The sequence below is a fragment of the Streptomyces sp. NEAU-YJ-81 genome (genome assembly GCF_017592595.1).
GTDB classification, from domain to species: Bacteria; Actinomycetota; Actinomycetes; order Streptomycetales; family Streptomycetaceae; genus Streptomyces; species Streptomyces hygroscopicus_B.
Window position 1 is genome coordinate 298205 of sequence record NZ_JAGFNO010000007.1, and the last position, 26326, is coordinate 324530.

At 71.8% G+C, this 26326-nt stretch carries 19 protein-coding genes; 4 read left to right on the plus strand and 15 right to left on the minus strand.

The window, feature by feature from the left end:
• Positions 1 to 17: 17 nt before the first annotated feature.
• From J5X86_RS19090 to J5X86_RS19100, 3 genes are all read right to left on the minus strand, one after another.
• Positions 18 to 911 carry a triacylglycerol lipase gene (locus J5X86_RS19090; RefSeq protein WP_208517977.1) on the minus strand — a complete coding sequence of 298 codons (894 nt, stop codon included), beginning with the start codon at positions 909 to 911 and terminating at the stop codon, positions 18 to 20.
• Between the two features lie 231 nt (positions 912 to 1142).
• Positions 1143 to 2183, minus strand: a complete 1041-nt coding sequence (locus J5X86_RS19095; RefSeq protein ID WP_208517978.1) for a helix-hairpin-helix domain-containing protein — start codon at positions 2181 to 2183, stop codon at positions 1143 to 1145.
• A 701-nt stretch (positions 2184 to 2884) separates the two neighbouring features.
• Positions 2885 to 6490, minus strand: coding sequence for a DNA polymerase III subunit alpha (locus tag J5X86_RS19100; protein WP_208517979.1), 3606 nt, complete (start codon positions 6488 to 6490; stop codon positions 2885 to 2887).
• 227 nt (positions 6491 to 6717) lie between these two features.
• Here J5X86_RS19100 and J5X86_RS19105 point away from each other — a divergent pair, with 227 nt between their 5' ends.
• Both J5X86_RS19105 and J5X86_RS19110 read left to right on the plus strand, forming a co-directional pair.
• Positions 6718 to 7170, plus strand: coding sequence for a PPOX class F420-dependent oxidoreductase (locus J5X86_RS19105; protein ID WP_106685981.1), 453 nt, complete (start codon positions 6718 to 6720; stop codon positions 7168 to 7170).
• A gap of 387 nt (positions 7171 to 7557) precedes the next feature.
• On the plus strand, positions 7558 to 8001 hold the full coding sequence (locus tag J5X86_RS19110) for a subtilase-type protease inhibitor (RefSeq protein WP_059146915.1): 444 nt from the start codon (positions 7558 to 7560) through the stop codon (positions 7999 to 8001).
• Between the two features lie 159 nt (positions 8002 to 8160).
• Here the strand turns inward: J5X86_RS19110 and J5X86_RS19115 are convergent, their stop codons facing one another.
• The 10 genes from J5X86_RS19115 to J5X86_RS19160 all read right to left on the minus strand — a co-directional run bounded on the left by J5X86_RS19115 (position 8161) and on the right by J5X86_RS19160 (position 20939).
• Positions 8161 to 9237, minus strand: a complete 1077-nt coding sequence (locus J5X86_RS19115; RefSeq protein WP_208517980.1) for a S1 family peptidase — start codon at positions 9235 to 9237, stop codon at positions 8161 to 8163.
• 375 nt (positions 9238 to 9612) lie between these two features.
• Positions 9613 to 10557 (minus strand): slipin family protein, encoded by a 945-nt coding sequence (locus J5X86_RS19120; RefSeq protein ID WP_208517981.1) that lies wholly within the window; start codon positions 10555 to 10557, stop codon positions 9613 to 9615.
• 239 nt (positions 10558 to 10796) lie between these two features.
• Positions 10797 to 11702 carry a S1 family peptidase gene (locus tag J5X86_RS19125; protein ID WP_208517982.1) on the minus strand — a complete coding sequence of 302 codons (906 nt, stop codon included), beginning with the start codon at positions 11700 to 11702 and terminating at the stop codon, positions 10797 to 10799.
• 322 nt (positions 11703 to 12024) lie between these two features.
• The gene (locus tag J5X86_RS19130; RefSeq protein ID WP_208517983.1) at positions 12025 to 13374 is read right to left on the minus strand and encodes an NtaA/DmoA family FMN-dependent monooxygenase; all 1350 of its coding nucleotides are present in this window, start codon (positions 13372 to 13374) and stop codon (positions 12025 to 12027) included.
• Entirely contained in the window at positions 13371 to 14462 is a 1092-nt protein-coding gene (locus J5X86_RS19135) for an LLM class flavin-dependent oxidoreductase (protein ID WP_208517984.1), read from the minus strand. Before J5X86_RS19135 ends, J5X86_RS19130 begins: the two co-directional genes overlap by 4 nt.
• A 36-nt stretch (positions 14463 to 14498) precedes the next feature.
• Positions 14499 to 15461 carry an ABC transporter substrate-binding protein gene (locus J5X86_RS19140; protein WP_208517985.1) on the minus strand — a complete coding sequence of 321 codons (963 nt, stop codon included), beginning with the start codon at positions 15459 to 15461 and terminating at the stop codon, positions 14499 to 14501.
• An 89-nt stretch (positions 15462 to 15550) separates the two neighbouring features.
• On the minus strand, positions 15551 to 16303 hold the full coding sequence (locus J5X86_RS19145; RefSeq protein WP_208518041.1) for an amino acid ABC transporter ATP-binding protein: 753 nt from the start codon (positions 16301 to 16303) through the stop codon (positions 15551 to 15553).
• A gap of 5 nt (positions 16304 to 16308) precedes the next feature.
• Positions 16309 to 17202 carry an amino acid ABC transporter permease gene (locus J5X86_RS19150; RefSeq protein ID WP_208517986.1) on the minus strand — a complete coding sequence of 298 codons (894 nt, stop codon included), beginning with the start codon at positions 17200 to 17202 and terminating at the stop codon, positions 16309 to 16311.
• Positions 17203 to 17294: 92 nt separating this feature from the next.
• Complete coding sequence (locus J5X86_RS19155; protein ID WP_208517987.1) at positions 17295 to 19184, minus strand: FAD/NAD(P)-binding domain-containing protein; 1890 nt, start codon at positions 19182 to 19184, stop codon at positions 17295 to 17297.
• Positions 19185 to 19736: 552 nt separating this feature from the next.
• Positions 19737 to 20939 (minus strand): DUF5685 family protein, encoded by a 1203-nt coding sequence (locus J5X86_RS19160; protein ID WP_208518042.1) that lies wholly within the window; start codon positions 20937 to 20939, stop codon positions 19737 to 19739.
• Between the two features lie 233 nt (positions 20940 to 21172).
• Here J5X86_RS19160 and J5X86_RS19165 point away from each other — a divergent pair, with 233 nt between their 5' ends.
• Positions 21173 to 21604, plus strand: a complete 432-nt coding sequence (locus J5X86_RS19165; protein WP_208517988.1) for a cell division protein SepF — start codon at positions 21173 to 21175, stop codon at positions 21602 to 21604.
• Positions 21605 to 21634: 30 nt separating this feature from the next.
• On the opposite strand, the gene J5X86_RS19170 is transcribed toward J5X86_RS19165, so the two are convergent.
• Entirely contained in the window at positions 21635 to 22822 is a 1188-nt protein-coding gene (locus tag J5X86_RS19170; protein WP_208517989.1) for an acyl-CoA dehydrogenase family protein, read from the minus strand.
• Positions 22823 to 23087: 265 nt separating this feature from the next.
• Positions 23088 to 24755 carry an MFS transporter gene (locus J5X86_RS19175; RefSeq protein WP_208517990.1) on the minus strand — a complete coding sequence of 556 codons (1668 nt, stop codon included), beginning with the start codon at positions 24753 to 24755 and terminating at the stop codon, positions 23088 to 23090.
• A 354-nt stretch (positions 24756 to 25109) separates the two neighbouring features.
• Here J5X86_RS19175 and J5X86_RS19180 point away from each other — a divergent pair, with 354 nt between their 5' ends.
• Positions 25110 to 26297, plus strand: a complete 1188-nt coding sequence (locus J5X86_RS19180) for a mannosyltransferase family protein (RefSeq protein WP_208517991.1) — start codon at positions 25110 to 25112, stop codon at positions 26295 to 26297.
• Positions 26298 to 26326 lie beyond the last annotated feature (29 nt).

Sequence of the window (26326 nt, forward strand, 5' to 3'; positions counted from 1 at the left end):
GCCATGACGGGCAAGCGTCAGTCGTCCGACGCACAGGTGGTCGGGGTGGCGTGATCCGGATCGAGGGCATTGACGGCCTCATGGAAGGCCAGCCCGTCGGTCAGGCCGATGGCCAGATGCTCCGAGATGTCGGTCGCGCACAGATCCTGGATCACCACGTTCTTGACGTTCGGACCGGAGAGGAACTGCGCCTGGTAGGGGGTCGCGACCTCGTCGTACTTGGTCGCGATGACGGTGTAGCGCACTCCGGGGACGGTGTCGCCGCCCTCGTTGAGGCGCCGCAGGAAGTCCGAACCGACCACCTGGTCCATCAGCCCCGGGGCGCCCTTGGCGATGAGATCGCCGACCCCGGGGAAGTAGTCCAGCAGCTTCGTCAGCCCGGACAGGGTGGTGCCGTGGTTGGTGGGGGCGATGCCGACCAGGGCGTTCACCTTCGGCGCGCCACCGAGGAACTTGAGGTAGTAGCGGGGCATCATCCCGCCCTGCGAATGCCCGACCATGTCGACCTTGGCGGCGCCGGTGGCGGCGAGCACCCGGTCGACATGGGTGGACAGTTGCTTCGCCGACTGGTCGACCGCCCCGAGACCGTGGAAGAACGGCACGGCGGGCAGTTGGCCGTAGTCGAGGGAGAAGACGCAGTAACCGCGCTTGACCAGGTAGGGCGCGAAGCCGAGCCAGTTGTCGACGGAGTTGCCGAGGGTGCCGTGCACCAGGACGACGGGGCGCGGGTGTTGGGCCGAGGGCTTGCAGGAGTAGTCGTTCCAGCCGCTGCTCACCCCCTGCGACGCGGTGTCCGTGGCGAGCGCGGCGGTGGGGGTCGCCACGGTCGCCGCGACCGCGAGGGCCAGGGCGGGCAATAACGTGCGGGGCTTGGTCTTCCGGAATCGCCGGATACGCCTCCGGGGCAGCATCACATGAACTCCTCGCTGGTGGGGGAGAGAGTTGCGCTGACGGTGCGCTTGCGCTGCGCCCTGCGATCCGGATCACAAGAAGTGGTGCGCTCAATCGAAATTACGCGCGAGTAGCAAAGCCATCCAGCCATTCGTCAGTGAAGGAACGTTTACACGCTTTTCACGTGACGTCCAGGAATGCGCCGGGTTACGCGAAGTGGGAAAACCAGTGGGACTGGTGGGACCTGCGGCTTACGCGACGTCGAGGAATCCGGCGGGCCGGACCGCGGAGATGCCGAAGCGGGCCCGGGCCCGGTCGGCGGCGGCCTCCAGGCGGCGTGACTTCTCGTCCGCGGGGTCGAACGTGAGCTGATGGGAGGCGAGTTCGGCGTCCATCAGCCCCTCGAAGCGCAGCGCCACGGACCGCACCCGGGCCCGCTGCAGCCCGAGCGCGTCATGCAGCGCGTACGCGGCGGCGGTCAACGCCGGGGTGTGCGCGGTCGGCTCGGTCAGGGTGCGGGAGCGGGTGGTCGTGGAGCGGTCGGCGTAGCGGACGGTGAGGCTGATCGCGGCCGCGACCTGCCCACTCGTCCGCAGCCGGACACCGAGCCCGTCGGCGAGGGTGAGCAGCGCGCGGCGCCTGCGGACCGGGTCCAACTCGTCGTGGCGGAAGCGGTGTTCCGCGCCCATCGCACGGGCGGGGGCGTTCGGGGTGACCGGCGCCGGGTCGATACCGCGCGCCCACGCGTGGACGCGGCGCGCGGTCGCCGCGCCGAGGATCCGCTGCAGAGTGGACAGCGGCGCGGCGGCGATCCGCGCGGCGCTGTCCAGCCCGTACGCGCTCAGGGTGCGCGCGGTCGCGGGCCCCACCCCGGGCAGGGCGATGGGCGGCTTGCGCGCCAGGAACGCCGCGACGGCGTCCGGATCACCGGGAACGGTACGGACGGACCCGGCCGCTTGGCCGGACCTGCCGCCGGACCCGCCTCCGGACCGGCCGCCCCTGGAGGCGGGGGCGCCGGGCTCCTGGGCGGCCATGCGCGCGAGCAGGGGGTTGGCGGCGACGCCGACGGTGCAGTCCACGCCGTACCGGGCCAGCGCCCGGACCCGTACGATCTCGGCCAACCCCGCCGCGTCCCGCCCGAAGTACCGCAGCGCGCCCCGCACATCCGCGAACGCGGCATCGGGCGGCAGCGCCTCGACGACGGGCGTCAGCTCACCGAGCAGGGTGAGCAGGCCCTGGTAGACATCCTCCCCGGGCGCGGGATGGAACCGCACGTACAACACATGCGGCACGTCGCCCTCACGAACCGAGTCCGAGGCGTTGCCGTCCCCACCGGAACTGCCCGGACCCTCCGCCCCTGCCTCAGCCGAACCTCCGACCGCTTCAGCCGAACCCCCGCCGCCCGGGCCTCCGCCGTCCGTGCCTCCACCCCGGGGCCTGGCCGATGAATCCTCAGCCACTTCCCCCTCTCCAGTCGCTCCCCCGACGCCACCCGAGGCCCGGCCCGAGCTGCCGGCCGACGCCCCCTCAGCGACCTCACCGCTCAACTCCTCACCGCCGCCCGAGCACACATCGGCCACGCCCCCGGGCGTGGTGGCGCCGGCCGGGCGTCCGGCAGACCCGCCAAGGGACGCCACGCCGACCACGGCACCGGGCGCCGCTTCGGCCGTCCCCCGTGACACGGTCGGCTCGGCCGACGCCGTCTGGCGCATGTCGGCCCGAGCGCCAAGCGGGACGACACCGGCCAGTCGCGCAGCGGACACGCCCACAGCACCCACCCCGCGCCCGGGCACCGGCGTACCCGAGCGCGCCTCGGCCAGGAGGCCGGGCGAGGTGGCGCTGGAAACACGACGGGGCTGCCGGCCCTTAGGCGCGGGCGCCCCGGCCACGGTCACCGGCCCGGCCGGGCGCGCCCCGGTCACAGCACCCGGCAGGGGCGTACCCGACGCGGGCGTGCCCGGCGGGCGGGGCGAGAGGGAATTGTGGCCGAAAATCATCCCGCGCTCCCCGGGCTCGCATGCCACAGCTTGCGGCCGGTGGCGGCCTGGTCGCCCGCGGGCTGGAGGTCGGCCCAGGGGTGCATGGCGTAACCGGTGGGCATCTCGATCCGGCGGCCGGAGTCGGAGTCACTGCCGGAGTCGGAGCCCGCCTCGCGGCCGGTACCGGAGCCCGCCTCGGCCGTCTCCGGGCCCGCCCCCGCCAGTTCGGCGGCGACCGCTTCGAGGCCGCCCTCCTTCCTGAGCTGGGCCAGTTCGGCGAGGTTCCACACGGCCGAGCCGACGACGCTGAGGCTGCGCGGGCCGCGCCGCTGGACCACGCCGCGTACGAGCAGCAGCCAGGAGTGGAAGACGGTGTGCGCGCACGCCGCGTGGCTGTCGTCGAAGAAGGCGCAGTCGACCAGCCCCGTACCGTCGTCGAGCGTGGTGAAGATGACCCGGCGCCCCGAGCGGATCGGCGGGGTCTGGGTGGCGGCCTTGGCGCCGGCGACGAGCACGACCTCCCCGTGCGGCGCGTCGCGCAGCCGCTTCGCGGGGATCGCGCCCAGCTCCTCCAGGAAGTCCCGGTGGTCGCCCATCAGATGGCGGGAGACGTCCATGCCGAGGATGCCGAGTTCGGCGCCGAGGCGTTCGTCCGCGTCGAGGTCGGGGAGTCCGGCGGGGGCGGCGGGGCCGGTTTCGGCCAGCGGAAGCTGGCCCTCCGCGTTATGCCGGGCGGCGGCGCCCCGGTGCTGCCGGTGCAGTTCGGCGATCTGCAGCAGCAGATCGCGACGGCTGGCGCCGAACGCGTCCAACGCGCCGACCTGGGCCAGCCGTTCGGCGACCGGCCGCCCGGGGTGGGCGCGCAGCCACAGGTCCTGGAGCGAGGAGTAGGGCGCTCCGGCCGCGATCCGCTCGGTCTCGGCCTCGCTGATGCCGTGGACGTCGCTCAGCGCCAGCCGGACACCGATGTCCCCCTTACTGCGGCCATCCCCCCTACTGCGCCCGTCCTCCTTGTTACTGATGTCACGAGAATCACCAGACGTCAGTTCGATTTGATAGGCGGCGCCCGACCGGTTCACATCCAGCGGCAGGATCGGCACTCCGCGTCGCCGCGCGTCCGCCAGCAGCAGCCGCTTCGGGTACATCCCGGGGTCATGGGTGAGCAGCCCGGCGTAGAAGGCGGCCGGATGGTGCGCCTTGAGCCAGGCGGACTGATACGTCGGGACCGCGAAGGCGACGGCATGCGCCTTGCAGAAGCCGTACGAGCCGAACGCCTCGACGATCTCCCAGGTGCGCGCCAGCACCTCCGGCGCATAGCCCCGCTTCTCCGCCTCCGCGTGGAACCAGGCCCGCACCCGCCCCTGCCGCTCGGGGTTGGACAGCGCGCGCCGCGCCTCGTCGGCGAGGTCCCGTTCACATCCGGTCATGATCGACACGATCTTGATGATCTGCTCATGGAAGACCACGACCCCGTGGGTCTCGCGCAGCGCGTCCTCCAGGTCCGGATGCGGATAGCGCGCGGGCTTGCGGCCGTGCCGGGCGTCGATGAAGGGCCGGACCATGTCGGCGGCGACCGGGCCCGGCCGGAAGAGCGATATGTCGACCACGAGATCGTGGAAGGAGGTGGGCTGCAGCCGACCGAGGAGATCGCGCTGACCGGGCGATTCGATCTGGAAGCAGCCGAGTGTCTCGGTGGAGCGGATCAGGTCGTAGGTGGCCGGATCGCCGGGCCGGACCTGCCCGGGGTCGTCGATGTCCACGACCCGCCCGGTGGTCCGCCGGATCTCCGCGACCGCGTGCGCCATCGCGGACTGCATCCGCACCCCGAGGACGTCGAGCTTGAGCAGTCCGAGCTCCTCCACGTCGTCCTTGTCGAACTGCGACATGGGAAAGCCCTCGCCGCTGGTCGGCACGATGGGCGTACGGGCCAGCAGCCCGGCGTCCGAGAGCAGCACACCGCAGGGGTGCATGGCGATGCCACGGGGCAGTCCGTCGAGCGCCTCGACCAGCTCCCAGAACTTGCCGAAACGTTCCTGCTCGGCGGTCGCTTCTCGTAGCGCCCGCAGCTCGGGCAGTTCCGCGAGCGCCGCGCGGGCATCGCGGGCGCGGATATGCGGGAAGGACTTGGCGAGCCGGTCCACCTCGGCCGGGTCCATGCCGAGCGCCGCGCCCACGTCCCGTACGGCATGGCGCACCCGGTAGGTCTCGGGCATCGAGACGGTCGCGACCCGCTCCGCCCCGAACCGCTCGAAGATCGCGCGATAGACGTCGAGCCGGCGCGCGGACTCCACATCGATGTCGATATCGGGCAGCGCGGCCCGCCGCACCGACAGGAAGCGCTCCATCAGCAGGTCATTGGCCACGGGGTCGGCGTGGGCGATGCCCAGCAGATGGTTGACGAACGATCCGGCGCCGGAACCACGGGCGGCCACCCGGATGCCGAGCTCCCGGGTGTCGTCGACGACCTGCGCGACGGTGAGGAAGTACGAGGCGAAGCCGAGCCGTTCGATGGTGCGCAGCTCGTCCTCGAGCCGCTCCCAGCGCACCCGGTCCCGGTCGTACCCCCGCAGCACCATGGCGGCGGCGCAGCGCGACCGCAGCACCCGCTCGGCGCTCCGCCGCCCGGCCCCGACCAGCCGGGGCTCGGGGAAGTGGACGCTGCCCAGGCCGATGTGGTCCTCGGGGTCGACCAGACACGCGGCGGCGGTGCGCCGGGTCTCCTCCAGCAGGCGGTGCGCGGCGTCCCGCCGCATCCCGGCCGCCTCCACGATCCGCTCGGCCGCCTTCGCCATGTCCCGGGGCCCCTTGAGCCAGCGCTCACCGCTGTCGAGCGCCCCGGGGGTGCGCGGGTCGATGGGGACGAGCCGGCGGGCCGCGTCCAGGACGTCGGCGACCGGCCCCTCCCCCGGATCGGCGTAGCGGGCGGCGTTGCTCAGCACGGCCGGGATGCCCTGGTCGGCGGCGAAGCCGACGGTACGGGCGGCGAGCCGCAGCGAGCCCGGGCCGGTGCCGGTGCGGCCGTGCCATACGGCTTCCAGCCGCAGCGCGCCGCCGAAGAGTTCACGCCAGGGGGCGATCAGCCGCGCGGCCCGGTCGGGGCGCCCTGCGGCCAGGGCCCGGCCGACATCGGAGTCCGGGCCGAGCAGCACGGTCAGCGGGGCGAGCGCGCCGGGGTCGCTCACCAGGTCGCGCCAGTGCAGCAGGGGCGGCCCGTCGCCGTTCGTCCGGGCGGATCCGGAGTGAGTGAGCCCCGCATGGGCGGCGGAGACCAGCCCGCACAGCGCGGCCCAGCCGGCCGCGCCGTCCCGGGCGAGGAAGACCGCCCGGGGCGTGGACTCGTCGATGAACGCCCCGCCGCGCACCGGCGTACGGCGCCGAACGGTGCGCCCCGGCTCCGGGTCCTCCCTCCGTACGGCGAGGTCCACCCCGAAGAGCGGCCGCACTCCCGCGCGCTCACACGCCCGGGCGAACCGCACCGCTCCGGCGAGGCTGTCGCGGTCGGTCAGCGCGATCGCGTCCATGCCGCGCTCGGCGGCCCGCTGCGCCAGCCGCTCCGGGTGCGCGGCCCCGTACCGCATGGAGAACCCGGACGCGGTGTGCAGATGCGTGAAGCCTGGCATCCGCACCTCCCGCTGCTCACACCCCCTGACCGACCCTGCTTGTCCCACGCCCCACCATAACCCCATTCTCGAACAGACGTGCGAGTCGGTTCGATCGCGCTTCCCCTCTCCACCATAAGCACCTAAAACGCCCTTTAATCCCGCGTGTCGCCTTGCGAACGCGACGCACGGAAGCCGGTCGGTCGAATCCATGGGCCGGTCACCGGCCCGCGCGTATGCTGATCACCATGACGGAGGGATCCCTGCTCGACCTGCTACGGGAGCAGCGCACCGGCGCGCTCGTCACCCTCAAGCGCGATGGACGGCCGCAGCTCTCCAATGTCGCCTTCACCTATGACCCCGCGACGCGCCTCATCCGGATCTCGGTCACCGATGACCGCGCCAAGACCCGCAATCTGCGCCGCGATCCGCGTGCGAGCTTCTACGTCACCAGCGGGGACCACTCCTCCTATCTGGTCGCCGAGGGCGATGCCGAGCTGACGCCGGTCGCCGCCGACCCCCATGACGCCACCGCCGATGAGCTGGTGGAGGTCTACCGCGCGATCCAGGGCGACCATCCGGACTGGGAGGAGTTCCGCACCGCGATGGTGGCCGAGCGACGGCTGGTGCTGCGGTTGCGCGTGGGGCGCGGCTACGGCTGGGGCCGGCAGGCCGGGGCCCTGAGCGGAGAGCTGGGCTAGAGCGGCCACCACCGGTCAGCTTGCCCTGGCAGGTTCTCGCTCTAGCGGGGTACGCGGCAGCCCTCACCCCAGAGGCATCATGGACATCACTCGGTCCTGCTCACCTGAGCGTCCTTGAATCGATTTGAGCGCCTCGGGCACCTCACTGAGCACGCCATCCACCGGGGGCGCGAAACGGCGCCGGGGTCCTCCGAGGGGCGCAACCGCGCGCTGTCGCGCACCCGGTCGCCACGCGGCGTTCCGCGCCCGGCCATCTCCCGCACGCGACAATAAGCCACCGAACGACTACTTGTAGCGACCGGAAGTGCTCGATCGACGTGCGTTCCTGACGCGCACCGCGTAAGACTCCGTCCGGTATCTGCAACGACGAGCAAGGGAGTGTTCGAAATGCGGAAGACTACTGGGGCGATCGGGCTCGGAGCCGCTCTGGCCGTGAGCGCCGTGCTGGGGATCGGCACGAGCGGCACGGCGAGCGCCCAGCCCGCCAAGCCGCAGAGCCTGTACCCGCCCTCCGCGCTGGTCCTCACCGTCGGCTGGGGAGCCGACGGGGCCACGACCGAGGTCCAGCGAGCGGTGACACTGAGCTGTCGCCCCACCGCCACCGGCACCCACCCGGCCCCCGCCAAGGCATGCGCCGAACTCCGCTCCGTGGGCGGCACGTTCGGCCAGCTGCGCACCGGCGCGGAGCCCGGCCGGGTGTGCACCAAGGAGTGGCACCCCATCACGGTCACCGCCGAGGGGATCTGGGACGGCCGCCGGGTGTCGTACGAGCACACCTTCGCGAACAACTGCTTCAAGAGCGCGGCCCCGACGATGGTCTTCGAGTTCTGACCGGCTGACCGACCACCGAACACGGCAATGAGCACAAACAGCCTGAGTACAACGGGCTGAGCACGGCAAAGGGAAAGCCCCCGGACACCGTCCACGGGTGTCCGGGGGCCTGCTCTTGTTCACACGGGAGCGGACCGCGGGAGCGAAACGCGTCCCAGGTCAGCCGATCTCGGCGCCGAACGCCTGCAGCGCCTCCGGCACCGGCTGGAAGAAGGTCTCGCCGCCCGAGGAGCAGTCACCGCTGCCGCCGGAGGTCAGACCCAGCGCGGTGTCGCCCGCGAAGAGCGCGCCGCCGCTGTCGCCGGGCTCGGCGCAGACCGTGGTCTGGATCAGCCCCTCGACCGTCCCCTCCTGGTAGTTGACGGTCGCGTTGAGGCCGGTGACCTCGCCGTCGTGCACCTGGGTGGTGGAGCCGCTGCGCGTCACCTTCTGGCCGACCGTGGCGTCACCGGCCTTGGAGATGGCCTGGGTGCTGCCGTTGTAGAGGTCGACCGCGCTCGGGTGGTCGGTGTCCTTGGTGTACTTGACCAGCCCGTAGTCGTTACCGGGGAAGTCGCTGCCCTCGTTGGTGCCGATCTCCTCGCCGCCCTGCGAGTCCGACCAGCTGCTGATGGCCTCGGTGCAGTGACCGGCGGTCAGGAAGTACGGCTGGCCGCCCTTGACCACGTTGAAGCCCAGCGAGCAGCGCCCGCCGTCGCCCCAGATGGCGTCGCCACCGGCGATGAAGGTGGAGAACTTACCGGCCGAGTGCTTCACCTCGACCTTGTCGCCGAGCGCGTCGGTGACCTTGCCGAGGGTGGCCATCCGGGCGCCCTTGACGGAGCTGTCCGCGGTGACGACGACCTTGTTGCTTCTGGGGTCCACCGACCACGAGGTGCCGGGGATGGTGGCCTTCTCCTTGAGCGTCTGACGCGCCTCGCTCAGCTCGGCCAGGGTGTGCTTGACGACCTTGACCTCGGCCCCGGCGTCCCGGACCTTGTCCACGACACCCTTGTTGACCACATTGACGACGAGCTTCTTGGCCTTGGCGTCGTAATACGCACCCGCCGTGTCGCTCTTGAGCGACGAGGTGAGGGTGTTGGCGAGCTTTCCGGCGGCGCCGACCGAGAGGGTGTCGGGCTGGGTCTCACCGGGGGCGGCGTTGGCGCTCTGCAGGGTGATGCCCGTGGCGACCAGGGCCGCGATGCCGGCTCCGGCTATGGCGACACGACGCTTGGGTATGCGGCGGTGCTTCAAGTCTCTGCCTTCCAGTGGGGGGTTGGGCCCGACGGCAGTGGGGTGCCAGGGCCCGGAGGGCGTAACGACATGGCGCTTCTCCCCACTCAGGGGCGCGTCCATGCCAAATTGCGCCGCCGAGTATTCCCACCGCCACCGGCCGCGCACAAGGGTGCGTTCGCGTCATCGCCGTGAAATTTACCCGGCGGCCTCATGTCCGGACATGGCGGTGCCCGCACACCTTCTGGGTGTACGGGCACCGAATCAGGTATCCGGACGAGCCGTCAAACCGGGCGAATCAACCGCGCGCGATCCCCTGGCAAGAGGCCCTCTGGCGAGCCCCCTTGGCGAGAGCCCCTTGGTGGTTCACCTCCGGCGGGAGAGACGGGCTTCACTTCACCGGTCCACGGCACGCGGCTCCGGCTCGCGCTCGGTGAGCGTCGGCATCGCCTGCCGGGCGGGCTGGGCCGGCTGCGCGGGCGCGGCCTCCCGCTCCGGGGCGGTGGCCGGACCGGCGGCCGGGGCGCCGCCCTCCGCATCGCCCTCCGTCCGGGCGGCCATCTGGGCGGCGGCCGGGATCTCCTGTGCACCCCGCTCCAGGAAGCGCAGCAGCTCGACCGGGATGGGCAGCACCAGCGTGGAGTTCTTCTCTGCGGCGACCGCCATCACCGTCTGCAGCAGCCGTAGCTGGAGGGCCGAGGGGGTGTCGGCCATCTGGGCGGCGGCCTCGGCCAGCTTATGCGACGCCTGCAGCTCCGCGTCCGCGTTGATGACCCGGGCGCGGCGCTCCCGGTCGGCCTCCGCCTGGCGGGCCATCGACCGCTTCATGGTCTCCGGCAGCGACACGTCCTTGATCTCCACCCGGTCGATATGGACGCCCCAGCCGACGGCCGGGCTGTCGATCATGAGCTCGAGGCCCTGGTTGAGCTTCTCCCGGTTGGAGAGCAGATCGTCCAGATCGCTCTTCCCGATGATCGACCGCAACGAGGTCTGGGCCATCTGGGAGACGGCGAAGCGGTAGTCCTCCACCTCGATGAGCGCTTCGGCCGGGTCCACGACCCTGAAGTAGACGACGGCGTCCACCCGCACGGTCACGTTGTCCCGGGTGATGCCCTCCTGGGCGGGCACGGGCATCGTCACGATCTGCATATTGACCTTCTGGAGCCGGTCGACCATCGGAGCGATCATGGTGAACCCCGGCCCCCGGATATCCGAGCGCAGCCTCCCGAGCCGGAAGACCACACCCCGCTCGTACTGCTTGACCACCCGGGCCGCGGCCAGCGCGCCAAGGGCGCCGAGGCAAGCCAGTACCACTATCAATGTCACGAGCGCATCGACCATCACGGCCACCTGCCGTCCGTATCGCGAACAATGCCCCTCGTGGGGTACATGTCCACGATAGTCCGCCCGTCGGACAGTGGGGAGGGCTGCGGAATGGCCCCTTCCGGCGGCACGGAAAGGCCCCGCCCAGGGGCATGGCGAGACCCCGTCCGGAGGCGCGGAGAGCCCCCGTCCGGTGGCCCGGACGGGGGCTCTCGATCAGCCTGGTGCGGAGATGATCAGCGAAGGGACGGCGCCGATCAGTAGACGCTCACGCCGTACGCGTTCAGCGCCTCGACGACCGGCTGGAAGAACGTGGTGCCACCGGAGGTGCAGTTACCGCTGCCGCCGGAGGTGAGGCCGAGGGCGGTGGAGCCGGCGTAGAGCGGGCCGCCGCTGTCGCCGGGCTCGGCGCAGACCGTGGTCTGGATCATGCCGTAGACGATGTCGCCATTGCCGTAGTTGACCGTGGCGTTCAGCGCGGTGACCCGGCCGCTGTGGATGCCGGTGGTGGAGCCGCGCCGGGTGACCGTCTGGCCCACGGTCGGGTTGGCGGCCGAGGTGATGTCCTGGCTGCCGACGGTGCCCTGGGGGGTGACCGAGCCGCTGTACCGGACCAGACCGTAGTCGTTGGTCGGGAAGCTGGAGCCGGACGTCGGGCCGATGGTGGTGCTGTGGCCGGAGTTCGACCACCAGGTGCCCGCACCGTCGGTGCAGTGACCGGCGGTGACGAAGTAGTTGGCCCCACTGCTGTTGCGCACGTTGAAGCCGAGGGAGCAGCGCCAGCTATCCGCGTAGATAGCGTCTCCGCCCGAGATCAGCTTCTGAATCTTGCCCGAGGTCCGCTTGACCTCGATCGCGTCGGCGCTCGCGCCGGCGGTGTTCTTGATCTTGGCTATCTCGCTCTGGGACACCGTGCCGTCGGCGGTGACGACGAGCTTGTTGGTCGCCTTGTCGACATACCAGGCGGTGCCCGCGACATCGGCCTCAAGGACGGCGTTGCTCGCCGACTTGGCCTCCGCCGCGCTGAAGGTGCGGGTGCCGTCGCTTCCGGCGTAGGCGGCGGGGGCGGCGAGTGCCGCTCCGGCCACCAGGGCGGAGGTCGCGGCGATCAGGGCGATACGTCTCGCCTGCTTGCCGTGGGGGGCGTTGCGCTTGATCCTCAACTCTTCCTCCGGGGGAATCGGGGGTCCGCCTGGGTGGGCAGGCCCGTGAGGCGCAGTCATGGGGCACGTCGATGACCGATACGACCCGATTCGGCGTGCCCCTGACAAGCGCTTCCGGAAGTATTCGTGGCCACGGGCAGACCGCGCAAGAGGACAATTCGGAACGGCTGTCGGGCACACGCCACATAGCCCCGGCGGGTTCAGGCCGCCGGGGCTTGTGCTCCCATCCCCTGGGTAACCCCTGAGACGGACGCACGGGCGATCGGGTTCCGCTATGGCGTCGGCCGGTCACATCCCCGCGGCCGGGCCGGTGCCGAGCCGCTCAGCCCCGCTCCCCCGGATAGGGAAGTCCCAGGTGGTCACGGAGTGTCGTACCGGTGTACGCGGTGCGGAACACCCCGCGCTCCTGAAGCAGCGGCACCACCCGCTCCACGAAGTCATCGAGCCCGCCGGGGGTCAGATGCGGGACGAGGATGAAGCCGTCGGCGGCGTCGGCGGCGACGAATTCCGCCATCTGTGCGGCGACCGTCTCCGGGGTGCCGATGAACGACTGACGCCCGTTCGCCTCGATGACGGTCTGCCGGATGGACAGCCCTTTCTCCTCCGACAGCGCCCGCCACTTGGCTGCGACGGCCAGCGGATCGCCATGCCGCACCCGGCCCTGGGCCAACTGCGAGCCGGGGTCGGGGTCGATGTCCGGAAGTGGCCCGTCCGGGTCGTAGCCGGACAGGTCCACACCCCAGATCTGTTCCAGGGTGAGAAGCGCGGTCTGTGGTGAGACCTGCTGGAGCCGGATCTCCGCGGCCTTCTCCCGGGCGTCGGCCGCGGTGTCGCCGAGGACCAGGGTCACCCCGGGCATGATCTTCAGCTCCTCCGGGGCGCGCCCGTACCGCGCCAGCCGCCGCTTGACGTCGGCGTAGAAGGCGCGCCCGGCCTCCAGCGAGCCATGCCGGGTGAAGATGATGTCCGCGGCGGAGGCGGCGAACTCCCGGCCCTCGTCGGAGTCCCCGGCCTGGATCACCACCGGATGGCCCTGCGGTGAGCGCTCCACGCCGAACTCGCCGTCGATGGTGAAGTGCCGGCCGGTGTGGGCGAACGGGCGGGGCGTGCCGTCCGGCGGCCAGGAGTCCCACAGCTCACGGGCGGTGGCGACGAACTCGGCGGCCCGGGTGTAGCGGTCGGCCCGGTCCAGGAAGCCGCCGCGCCGGAAGTTCTCGCCGGTGAAGGCGTCGGAGGAGGTGACCACGTTCCAGGCGGCGCGGCCCCCGCTGAGATGGTCCAGGGAGGCCAGCCGGCGGGCCAGTTCGTACGGTTCGTTGAACGTGGCGTTGACGGTGGCGGCCAGCCCCAGCCGTTCGGTGACGGCGGCGAGCGCGTTCAGCAGGGTGATCGACTCGGGCCTGCCGACCACGTCGAGGTCGTGGATCCGGCCGTTGTGCTCGCGCAGCCGCAGCCCCTCGGCGAGGAAGAAGAAGTCGAACAGCCCGCGCTCGGCGGTGCGCGCGAGATGTTCGAAGGAGGCGAAGTCGATCTGGCTTCCGAGAGCGGGGTTGCGCGAAGCGCATCGGCCAGGGGTGGTGGTCGGGCTGGCGGGCGGGACAGTCCAGACGGTGGTGTTGTTGACGCCCGGGAAGTGGGCCGCGAGATGGATCTGCTTGTGCTGCCTGCTCATCGGGCGGCCTCCCGCTCCAGGGCGTAGCGGCTGGCCGGACGGGAAAGCCCCAGGTGGTCACGGAGTGTCGCACCGGGATAGAAGGTGCGGAACAGCCCTCGGTGCTGGAGCAGCGCCACGGTGCCGTTGACGAAACGCTCCAGGTCATGGCGTGGGGCGACGGGGGTGATGTGGAACCCGTCCACCGCGTCGGCGGTATGCCAGCCGGTGATCAGCTCGGCGAGCTCGACCGGTCCCCCTCGGTACAGCGGCGGTCCGCCGGGCATCCCGGTCAGCGTGACCGGCGGGGCGTTCCCGGCCGCGCCCTCCCCGTCGGCCAGGTCCACGGCGATGGAGGCGAGCACGGTGAGCGTGCCGGGCTCCCGGCCGTGTGCCACCGCCCGGCGCTTCAGCTCGTCGCGGATGCGGCCCGCCTCCTCCGGGGAGGTGGCGCGGAGGTACACCACATCGGCGTGTCGGGCCGCGGTCTGCCAGGTCACCGGGTCGGTGGCGGCGACGGCCACCACCGGGTGGCCCTGCGGCGGCCGGGGCACGATGGCCGGGCCGCGCACCGAGAAGTGCGCGCCCTCGAAGTCCACGTAGTGCAGCTTGTCGCGGTCGATGAAACGGCCGGTGGCGGTGTCACGGATCTCGGCGTCGTCCTCCCAGCTGTCCCACAGCCGGGCCATCACATCGGCGACCTCCCCCGCCTCGGCCCACAGCTCCCCGGCCGGGGCGGCGGGGCGGCGGCCCACCAGCCGCGCCTCCTCCTCCGTCGCCGACACCTCGACCCGCCAGCCCGCCCGGCCGCGGCTGACCCAGTCCAAGGTGGCCACGGCGGAGGAGACATGGAACGGCTCGGTATGGGTGGTGGTGACGGTCGGCACCAGTCCGATCCGCCCGGTGGCGGGCGCGACACGCGCGAGGACGGCGAGCGCGTCGAGCCTGCCCCGACCCGGTCCCGGAGGGCCGAAGGTGTCGTCCAGGGTGATGAAGTCGAGCGTGCCCTCCTCGGCGAGGCGGGCGAGCTCCACGTAGTACGGCGCCTGGTACTGCCCGTCGCCGTCGATGGCGGCGGCCAGGTGCAGGGTGCCGGTCGGTACGGCCATGGTCGGGGCCTCTCGGTCATGGGTGGGGGGTCACGGTCACGGCGTGGGCAGACCGGGCGGGTTGATCTCGGACTTCTTCACCGCCTCGCCGGCGAGCCCCCAGCGCTTGAGGACCTTGGCGTACGAACCGTCCTTGATCACATGGTCGATGGCCGCGGCGTAGGCGTCGACCAGCCCGCTGCCCTTCCTGGTGGTGGCCGCGATCTTGCCCTGCACCTGCTCGCCACCGCCCGAGAAGCGGCCGATCACCTGGGTCTGGCCGGCCGAGGCGACGTGATAGGCGGAGGTGGGGTGGGGGCCGAAGTAGGCGTCGATACGGCCCGATTGAAGGGCTAGGTAGTAGTCGGTGTCCTTCTGGAAGTACTTGATGTCCACGGGCTTGCGGCCCGCCTTCTCGTTCTCCTTGCTCCAGTCGACCAGGATCTTCTCCTGGTTGGTGCCCGAGGAGACCGAAACGGTCTTGCCCGCCACGTCCTTGGGGCCCTTGACCCGCCAGGAGGTGCCCTTCTTGGCCTCGAAGGCGAGATCGTCCAGCCGGTAGGTGGCGAAGTCGTACTTCTCCTTGCGCTCCTCGGTGACCGTCACATTGGAGAAGACGCCGTCGAACTTGGAGCTGTCGAGACCGACGAAGAGGTTCTCCCAGGAGACCGACTGGAAGTCGACCTTGAGCCCGAGGGTGTCGGCGACCAGCGTGGCGATGTCTATCTCGGAGCCGATCCGCGTCTTGTCGTCCGTCGCGTAGAAGCCGAGCGGGGCGGCGGCGTCGGCGCTGCCGCCGATGTGCAGGGTGCCGCGCTTGCGGATCGAGGCCGGCACCTTCGCGGCGATCGAGTCGACCTTCTTCGCTCTGACGCGGTGCTGGTCGGGACCGATATTGATGGCGCCCTTCTTGCCCTTGGAGCCCACCGTCTCCTGGACATCGCCGTCGCCGCAGCCGCCGAGCAGGGCGGCGGCGGTGAGGGCGGCGACGGCGGTGACGATGGTGCGGCGGGTCTTCACGGGGGTGCTCCTTGCGTGGGTGAACATCGGTGGCCTCGCGGACATCAGTGGTCTCGCGGACCTCGGTGATCTCGTGAACATCGGCGGCCTCAGAGGACCTTGGAGAGAAACGCCTTGGTGCGTTCCTGGCGTGGGGCGTCCAGCACCTCGGCGGGTGTGCCCTGCTCGACGATCCGGCCGTCGTCCATGAAGACGACGGTGTCGGCGACCTCCCGCGCGAAGCCGATCTCATGGGTGACGACGATCATCGTCGTGCCCTGATGAGCCAGGTCCTTGATGACGTCGAGGACCTCGCCGACCAGTTCGGGGTCGAGGGCGGAGGTCGGCTCGTCGAAGAGCAGCAGCTCGGGCTCCAGGGCGAGGGCGCGGGCGATCGCCACCCGCTGCTGCTGTCCGCCGGAGAGCTGCCGGGGGTACGCGGCCGCCTTGTCGGCCAGACCGACCCGGGCGAGCAGCGTCTCGGCGCTGTGGACCGCCTCTTTCCTGGGGCGGCGCAGGGCCGAGACCGGCGCCTCGACGATGTTCTCCAGCACCGTCAGATGCGGGAAGAGGTTGAAGTTCTGGAAGACGAAGCCGATCCGGGTGCGCTGTTTGAGGATCTCGCGTTCGCGCAGCTCGTAAAGGCGGTCGCCCTGGCGGCGGTAGCCGACCAGCGAGCCGCCGACGCTGATCCAGCCGCTGTCCACCTTCTCCAGGTGGTTGATGGCGCGCAGCAGGGTGGACTTGCCGGAGCCCGACGGGCCGAGGACGACGGCCACCTCCCCGGAGCGCACCTCCAGGTCGATGCCGCGCAGCACCTCCAGCGACCCGAAGCTCTTGTGGACGGAACGGATGTCGACCATGGCGGTCATCGGGTGGCTCCCCGTGAGAAGCGGCGCTCGACGTAGTACTGCGCGATCGAGAGCACGGTGGTCAGGATGATGTACCAGACGGTCGCGACCATCAGCAGCGGCACGACCCGGCCGTTGCGTCCGTAGATGACCTGCACCTGGTAGAAGAGCTCGCCGATCGCCATGACGGAGACGATCGAGGTGCCCTTGAAGAGCGAGATGACCTCGTTGGCGGCGTTCGGCAGGATCGACCGCATCGCCTGCGGGAGCACGATCCGGCGCAACTGCCGCAGCCGGGGGATGCCGAGCGCGGCCGCCGCCTCCAGCTGTCCGCCGTCGACCGCGAGGACTCCGCCGCGCACGATCTCCGCCGCGTAGGCCGCCTGGTGGAGGGCGAGTCCGAGCACCGCCGCGCTCATCGCGCCGACCAGCCCCGCGGTGTCGAAGGAGAAGAAGCCGGGGCCGAAGGGGATGCCGAAGTCGAGCCGCTTGTAGAGATAGGTGAGGTTGAACCAGAAGAGCAGCTGGACGATGAGCGGGATGGAGCGGAACGCCCAGATGTAGGTGAAGGCGACCGACTTCAGGAAGGGGCTCTGGGACAGCCGCATGAAGGCGAGCACGATCCCGAGGGCGAAGCCGAGCGCGGTGCCGTAGAAGGTGAGCTGGATGGTGATCCAGACCGCCTTGAGGATGGTCCGGGTGGTGAAGAAGTCGGCGAAGACGTCCCACTCCCAGCCGGGGTTGGTGATCAGGCCGTTGGCGAACTGGGCCACCAGGACGGCGGTGACGGCAACGGCGGCCCAGCGCCAGGGGTGCCGTACCGGGACGACCTTGAGGGCGGAGTAGTCCTCGCGTTCGGCGCCGCCGCTTTCGGCGGCTTTGTCGACAGGTGGATCGGACGTCAGCGACATGGAGGGTCCTTCGGATCCTTCGGAGGAGAGCGGAGGTCTTCCCGGGAACGGTCTTCCGGGGGATGCCCAGGCGGTGAGATTTGCCGGGACGCTCAGGCGGTGAGCGAGGCGCGACAGGACAGGTCGCGCAGACAGCGCAGCAGGGCCCGCGCGGTGGCGTCGTTCTGCCGGAACGCGGGGGCGTTGGTACGGGGCCGGGCGAAGGCGCCAGAGGCGCGGGCGTCGGTGTGCGGCCCGAGCGCGAAGCGGCGCGGATGCGGACTTCCGGCCCGGTCCAGGATCCGGCCGTCGGCGGGGCTGACGGCGAGCAGTCCGGCCGGGGTGGCGGCGGCGCCGTCGCGGTGCAGGGAGCGCAGCAGGGTGTCGCGGGAGCGGTCCACGGTCGGTTCCGGCAGCCGGGCCTCGACCAGCGCACGGGCCTCGACGGCATGGCCGGGCACGCTGGCGGAGCTCGCCCGGAACACCCCGCGCAGCGGATCGGCGGTCACGGTCGTCTCGGCGCCGAGGAAGCGCACCACTCCGGCGCGGGAGAGCGCGAGTAGCTGCTCGAGCCGTGGGCCGGGCGGGCCGGAGGCGAGGTAGCTGAAGAAGCCGTGCCACCAGCCGCCGATGTCGCCGAGCCGGATGAGCTGGCCGTAGACGGAGAGCAGGGCGAGGAAGACGGCGAGGTCAGGGCTGTGCGCGGGGTTGTGCCGGCGGGCCAGGTCGGCCTCGACATGGGCGCGCAGCCCCTGCTGCAGGGCCTCGTGGTCGGGGAACCGCAGCCCGGCCAGGGGGTGGTCGAGGGCGTCGAGATCGAGCCGGTCGGCCGGGTCGGGGACGGCCGCGGCGACCAGGGCGTCCAGTTCGGGGCTGCCGGGCGGGCAGGCGGCGTACTTCTCCTCGAACGCGGGCCACTCCCCGGCCGTCCGCTCCGGATGGGCGGTGAACAGCCGGTGGTAGTGGGCGAATCCCAGCTCCTTGGCGATCAGCGGCCAGATGTCGCGCCGGAAGTCCGGACGCCCGGGAAGCGAGAGCAACGCGTCGACCTGGGCGGGGCCGAAGAACCGCGGCACCGGGGGCCGCTCACCGCTCAGCGAGTAGCCGATCTTGGCGTGGTACGGGACGCCGCGCCGCGAACCCGCGTACAGCACGGGCTCGCGGCCCGACGGCCGGTAGGCCAACTCCCCGTCCGGGCCGCGCTCATAGCGTCCGCCGCGCCCCTCGGTGAGCAGCGCCATCAGATCGACGAAGGCGAGGCCGAGGCCGCGCACGAGCACCGGCTCACCCGGGCGCAGCACGCTCAGCTCGCTGTCGGCGGTGAACTCCGGCGGGAGGTGGACGAGTCCGTGCTCGGCGGCGAACGCGGTGAGCGCCCGCTGCTCGGCGTCGGGTTCGGCGTCGAGGTGGCCGAGGGCGAGGACCACGGCGTCGGCGGTGAGCGGGGAGGTCCGCCCCTCCAGCCACACCTGTTGACGTCCGTCGCGCGGCCCGGTGACACGGACGGCCCGGTCCCGGTGTTCATGGACGGTGGTCCCGGGCGGCAGACCGGCCACCGACCGCTCGTACACCCAGCGCAGATAGGCGCTCTGGAGGCGTCGGGTGGCGAAGCTCTGCCCGGTCAGGTCGGCGGCCTCGGCGGCGAGTTCGGGCGGCAGGGCGCGGGCGCCGGGCGACTCTCCCTCGCGGACCTTGCCGGCCCATTCGGCGAGGGAGGGGCCGGGGCGTATCGGTCCTTCGCGCTCCACCGACTCGTCGGTGAACATGGTGACGTCCTCGGCCATGGAGTTCATCCACAGCAGCGGGGACTGGTCCGGGCGCCAGATCCGGCCGCCGCCGGGCGGATGCGGATCGACCAGGTGCAGGTCGAACGGGGCGCCGTCGCCGTGCAGTTCGGGGGCGTTGGCGGCGAGGCGCTCGATCAGACCGGTGGCACGCGGGCCCGCGCCGACGATGACGATCGTGGCGGGTGATCGGGAAGGCTGGTCCGGGTTCGCGGACATGCGGAGGCTCCGTGAGTTCTGAAGTGAACACACGCATGGCCTTCAACACACGGCCGAGCCCCTCAGCTCGGCAGGCGAGCCCCTCAGCTCGACATGGGCCCGAGATTAAGGCGTCCCCACGGTGCGCTGTCAAGACTGTCCGAACTGTGAGCAACGCGTCTCACCGCGGTTGACGCGGAAGCGGATGGCTGCTCCACTTGGCCCATGGACTCAAGGCAGCGACTGGTCACGCGCGACCACATCGACTTCGGTCGAGTGTGGTCGTCGTCCTGTTCGGGCTGACCGCCCGCCTCCGCTGCCGTAGGGGGACTCCCTTCCTCAGCGCTTCGAGGCTTCGCCCGCGCCCGCCGGATTCCCTCCCCCGGTGTGGCCGCAGCACATCCGCGTCGTCACGCGCCTTCGGCCTTCCCACACACCTCAGTACTCCACCCCTCCCCTCAGCCCGTCTTATCGGCTAGGCGGTGTCCGGCAAACCACGGGGCCCGGCCCCGGCCCCCGCCGGGGCTCCGCCCCTGGACCCCGCTCCTCAAACGCCGGAGGGGCTGGATTGCGTCAGCAGTCGCAGCCGCAGTCACAACCATCACAGCAGTCGCAGCTACAGCAGTCGCCGCAGTTGCTACAGCAGTCACAACAGTCGCAGCAGTCACCGCACTTATGGCACAGGCCCTCGCGCGGCTGCCCGCTCCACGGGTCGTGGTACGGATCCCGGCAGCACACCTGGCAGGTGCAGCAGAGCCCGGTCCACACCAGGCAGCCGGCGAGCAGCCCCCGGCGGCGCCCCGGCGGCTCCGGCGGGGCGCCGCCGGGGCCGCCCGGGGTGATCCACGGCGACTGCGGCGGCCCGTAGGAGGACTCCGGGGTGCCGGAGCCGTGGCCGGTGTGCGCACAGCCGGTGGTGCCGAAGGTGCGGTCGACCGCGCGCTCCAGCTCGTGGACCAGCAGCACATGGGCGAGCCGGCCGGAGCCCTTGCCCGCGAATTCGGTGTCCTTGAGCGCCAGCCGCACCCCGTGCACCGCGTCGTCGCACAGCCTGCGGACCTCGGTGAGGTCGGCCCCGGTGGCCGCGATCGGGTTCCAGGCACCGGTCTCGGCGTCCTCGGCCAGGTCCTCCACCGCGTCCAGCAGATGCGCGAGCCGCCCGAAGAGCCGGCCCGCCTCCTCCAGCGGGGCCCGGTTGCCGGGCCGCCCGGCCAGGACGGCGGTGTGCCCGAAGGCCGCGGCGGTCGCGGTCTCGGTGGGCTCGGTGATGGTCAGCAGCGAGGTGCCGGGGCCCGCGTGGGACTCGAGCTCCGCCTGCCGGCCGACCGCGTCGAGCAGCAGGGCGGTGTCGAAGCCGAGCGCGGCGCCGCTGCGCTCCCCCGCCCGGTCCCACCGCCCGGCCACCCGGCGGGCGGCCGCGGCGACCGGCCGCCGGGCCAACGCCCCGTCGCCGTCCGCGACATGGTCCCGTACCTTCGCCGAGGCCAGCACCAGCGAGACGGTGGCCGCAAGACGCGCCCCCTCGCCCTGGGCGACCGACGCCGTCCGCATCCCGCGCAGCGGGCAGGGCCCGGCGGTGCGCCGCCAGCCGTCCGACCGCCCGGCCTGGGCCTCCACCAGCACCGATATCACCAGGCCGTCGTAATTGGTGGCGACGCGGGCGAACTGCCCGTGGTCACCCCGCAACGCGAGGCACAGCCCGCACAAATGCGCCATCCACTCGGTGCGCAGGTTTTCCGACAGCCGATGCCGACAAGGCCGGATAATGCCAAACACCACGAACCCCGTTCACCCATATGTCCCCGACGTCACCCGTCCGGCCGCGGCGGAGTCTACCCATCGCTCCGTCAGCCCCCATAAGCAGGTGGAACTCTGATATGGCGCCAGCCGTTGTGCACCAGTAACGTCACGAATCCCCTGTGCGGCCGCAATCCACGTGGCAGACCATCCGCATCATGGACGACCATAGAGGGGCGGACGGTACACACCATCAGGGAGAGGAGGCGTCTATGGGATCGGTACGCAAGGCAAGTGCCTGGCTTGGCCTCGTCGACGACAGCGATGACGAGCGCTACTACGACGACGACTACGCCGAGGGGTCCGAGCCCGGCGACTCCTGGATGACCGACCCGCGAGCGCGGGTGGCCGACGAGACCGCACGGGACCACGGCACCCGGATCGCCACGGTCACCCCGGACGGGTTCCGGGATGCCCGCGGCATCGGCGAGATGTTCCGGGAGGGCGTTCCGGTCATCGTCAATCTCACGACGATGGACTCGGCCGACGCCAAGCGCGTGGTGGACTTCATGGCCGGGCTGATCTTCGGGCTGCGCGGCTCGATCGACCGCGTGGCCAACCGCGTCTTCCTCCTCACCCCCGCGGACTACCAGATCGTCAGCGGCCCGGCCGGCCACACCACGGGCTTTTTCAACCAGAGCTAGGCCCGGACAGGGCCTGGCGCCCGAGGCCGCTCACCGGAATGCGTCGATTCCGGTGAGCGCCTTGCCCAGCACCAGTTGGTGCATTTCGACGGTGCCCTCATAGGTGAGCACGGACTCGAGATTCGTGGCGTGCCGCATCACCGGATACTCCAGCGAGATCCCGTTGGCGCCCAGAATCGTCCGGGACGTGCGGCAGATCTCGATCGCCTCGCGCACATTGTTCAGCTTGCCGAAGCTGACCTGCTCGGGGCGGAGCCGTCCCGCCTCCATGCGCCGCCCCAGATGGTGGGCGAGCAGGATCCCCTTGTGGAGTTCCAGCGCCATATCGGCCAGCTTGGCCTGGGTGAGCTGGAAGCCCCCGATCGGCCGGCCGAACTGCTCGCGCTCACGCGCGTAGTCCAGCGCCGACTCGAAGGCGGAGCGGGCGGCCCCCATCGAGCCCCAGATGATGCCGTAGCGGGCGTGGCCCAGACAGCTCAGCGGCCCCCGCAACCCGGTGACCTCGGGCAGGACCGCGTCGGCCGGCAGCCGCACCTCGTCCAGGACCAGCTCGCTGGTGACCGAGGCGCGCAGCGACCACTTGTGCTTGATGTCGGGGGCCGAGAAGCCGGGCGCGTCGGTGGGGACGACGAAACCGCGGATGCCCTCGTCGGTGCGGGCCCACACCACCGCGACCCCGGCCACCGAGCCATTGGTGATCCACATCTTGCGGCCGGTGAGCACCCAGTCCGAGCCGTCCCGCTTGGCGTACGTCCGCATGCCCGCCGGGTCGGAGCCGTGGTCCGGTTCGGTCAGCCCGAAGCAGCCGATGACCTCGCCGGAGGCCATCCGGGGCAGCCACTGCTGCTTCTGCTCCTCGGAGCCGAAGCGGTGGATGGCGTACATGGACAGGGAGCCCTGCACCGACATCAGGGAGCGGATCCCGGAGTCGGCGGCCTCCAGTTCCAGGCAGGCCAGGCCGTACTGGATCGGACTGGCACCCGCACACCCGTAGCCGGTGAGGGACATCCCGAGCGCGCCGAGGGAGCCGAGCTCCCGGGCCAGCTCCCGGATGCCGGGCACCTCGCCGCGCTCGAACCAGTCGGCGACATGCGGCAGCACGCGGTCGGCGGCCCACTGCCGCATGGTGTCGCGGACCGCGAGGTCCTCGGGGTCGAGGAGATCGTCGAGCCCCAGCGGGTCACGCGGATCGAACGACGGCAGGGTGCCAGCGGACATGGGTGGCGGCCTCCGGTGGATGCGGGTCCGGGTCGCCGGGCGGGTACCGGTCGCCGGGGCGCGTCCTTCCGCCCGGCGGCCGAGGTGATCAGCCCGGTCGATCCGACGCTACGGCCGGGTAACCCCTGACGTCCAGACCCGCTCACGCCGCGCCACCAGGACACGGGCAGCACGCGGGCAGGACCGGGGCGGGAGTCGGGCAGGCCGGACCGGGACGCGGGCAGGGCTGGGGCGGGGGATTCGCGCGGGAGTCGGGCGGGGTCGGTCAGGACTCGGCGGCGAAGGCGGCGCGGTCGCGCCGGGCCGGGGAGTCCGTACCGCCCTGTGCGCGCTGGTCGGGGCCCTGAGCGGGCTCCTCGTCGTCGGCGGCGCACTCCATGGCCTTGGGCAGCCGCAGCGCGGCGAGCGCGCCCATCAGCAGCAGACCGGCGCTGACCGCGAGCGTGACGTGCAGACCGTGGACGAAGGCGCCGCGGGCGGCCGAGCGCAGGGCCTCTCCGGCGTGGCCGCCGAGCCGGTCGGATACCTTGTACGCGGCGCCCAGCGACTGGCTCGCGTCGGAGCTGGCCGAGGCGGGGACGCCGGGCACCGAGGAGACGCCGGGCTTGTAGGCGGCGTTCATCACGCTGCCGAGGAGGGCTATGCCGATACCGGCGCCGAGCTGGTACGAGGTCTCGCCGATGGCGGCCGCGCCGCCCGCCGAACCGGCCGACGCCTCGTTGAGCATCGACTCGTACGCGCTGAAGAGCGTGGTCTCCAGGCCGAAGCCCAGGACGATGAAGCCGCCGACGAGCACGGCGGGCCGGTCGGCCTGGCCCATGGCGGTGAGCGAGAGAACGGCGAGCGCGGTGAGCGCGAAGCCGATGGCGACCATGAGCCGCGGACCGAGCCACTGGAGCATCCGGGACCCCACGAGCCCGGCGGCCATGGCGGCGAAGGTGAGCGGCAGCAGCCGCAGACCCGTCTCGAGCGGGGTGAGCCCGAGCACGAGCTGGAGGTACTGGGCGGCTATGAGCTCCAGGCCGACGAGCGCCAGCAGGGCGAGCACGATACAGCCGACGGAGATCGAGAAGGCGGGCCGGGCGAACAGCTTGAGGTCGACCAGCGGATGCGTACGGCGGCGCTGGCGGCGCACGAAGAGCACCAGCAGGACCACCCCGAACAGCAGCGGGGCGGTGGTCACGGCGTCCAGCGGATCCGTGCCGCTGCCCATCCGTTTGACGCCGAAGACGACGCAGAACAGCCCGCACGCGGCCATGACCGCGCCCAGCACGTCCCAGGGCCCGTTCCGGTCGCCGGTGGACTCCGGCAGCAGCCAGCGGCCGACGGGCAGCGCCACGATCATCAGGGGCAGGTTGACCAGGAAGACCGAGCCCCACCAGAAGTTCTCCACCAGGAAGCCGCCGAGCAGCGGGCCGACGGCCGCGCCGACGGCGGCGACCGCGCTCCAGACGCCGATAGCCAGCGCCCGCTCCCGGCGGTCCGGGAAGACCTGGCGCAGGATCGACAGTGTCGCGGGCATGATCATCGCGCCGCCGACGCCCAGCAGGGCACGGGCCACGATGAGGATCTGAGGGGTGGGGGCGAAGGCGGCGAGCGCGGAGGCGGCGCCGAAGAGCCCGTAGCCGAGCAGCAGGACGCGCCGTCTGCCGACGCGGTCGCCGAGGGTGCCGAAGAGGATCAGCAGCGAGGCGCAGACCAGTGGGTAGATGTCCACGATCCACAGCAGTTCCATCGCGCCGGGGCGCAGATCCTCGGTCACGGCCGGGACCGCGACATGCAGCACGGTCGCGTCCACGGCGACGAGCAGCAGGCTGACGCAGAGCACGAGGAGCACGACCCAGCGGTTCGCCCCGCCGCCCGCCTCGGTGCCGCGCCATTGCCGGGGAACGCCCGCCGTCCGCCGAGTGCGGGCCGTGGTCGTCCCGGACATGTACGCACCTCCCTGGGGCTTGCGCTCGCGGTCCGCCGTCGGAGGGGCGGTACGTCACGTCGTAGGGACGTCCGGGTGACCCCGGTGGCGAAGGCGCGAGTGAGAGGTCAGGGTACGCGAGTCCCCGCGCGGGCCGTGTGCCGCAGGTCATGTTGGGAGCAGACCGCGGAGGGTTACGGAGGCGTACGTTCCGGACTTCCCCTTTTGTCCCCCGCCTCTCTGCCGTCCCTCCCGTGGCCCCCCGGCGGCCGTCCCGCGTTCGTCCTCCGTTGTCCACAGCCCCCGCGGCCGCTCCGCCGGGGGTTGTCCACAGCCCCCGCGGAACGGTCCTGGCCATCCTTGATAATCGTCGCCGTGACTGATCTCGCCCAGGCCGGCACCGCGCCGCTCAGCGACGACGGCCGACCGGGCCGCGCCGCTCGGGCCGCGCTGCGCCGGGCCGCTCCAGCATTGCTCGCCTACGCGGGGACGCGCCTGCTCGGGCTCGTGGTTCTCGCGATCTGGGGGGCCTTCGCGGACAAGAGCCCGCACCAGCTCCTCTCGGCGCGCTGGGATTCGCTGTGGTACACCCGCATCGCCGAGGAGGGGTACGGCTACACGGTCCATCTGCCCGACGGGGCGGTCCACTCCAACCTGGCGTTCTTCCCCCTGCTCCCCGGCCTGGAGCGAGTGATATCGGCCATAGCCCCGCTGGACGCGGCCGACGCCGGTCTGCTGGTGAGCTGGGTCACGTCCCTGTTCGCCGCCTGGGGGATCTTCGCGATCGGCGATCTGCTGTACGGACGGCGGGTGGGCCTCACGCTGGCCGTGCTGTGGGGCGTGCTGCCGGTCGGGATCGTCCAGTCGATGGCGTACTCGGAGTCGCTCTTCACGGCGCTGGCCGCCTGGGGGGTCTATGCGGCGCTCACCCGGCGGTGGCTGTGGGCGGGGCTGTTCGCGGCGCTGGCGGGGCTGACCCGGCCGGTGGGGGCGGCGGTGGTCGCGGCGCTCTGGGCGGCGGCCGCGATGGAGCTCCTGTCCGGCGGGCGCTGGCGCCAGGCGTGGCGCACCGATCGGGGCCTGCTCGCGGGCGTCGTGCTCGCGCCGCTGGGCTGGCTCGGCTATGTGGTGTGGGTCGCCGTCCGGACCGGCAGCGTCACCGGCTACTTCGACGTCCAGAACGGCTGGGGGAACGGCTTCGACGGCGGGCTGGCCTTCGCGGGCTTCATCGGGGGGCTGCTGATCAAGCCGCCCTTCGTGGGCGGGCTCGGGCTGCTGCTCGGCGTCGGGGCGCTGATCTGGCTCGCGGTCCGCTGTGTGCGGCAGCGCCAGCCGCTGCCGCTGCTGGCCTACGGCGGGGCGGTGCTGGCCCTGGCGCTGGCCGCGAAGGGGTACTTCGGCTCGAAACCCCGGCTGCTGATACCGGCCTTCCCGCTGCTGCTGCCGATCGCGGTCGCCCTGGCCCGGCTGCGCCCGGTGCGCACCGCGCTGGTCCTGGGGTCGGCCGGGCTCGCCTCGGCGGCGTACGGGGCCTTCTGGCTGCATGGCTCCGGACCGCCATGATCCGGCCACCCCGTCCGGCCGGGCCGGGC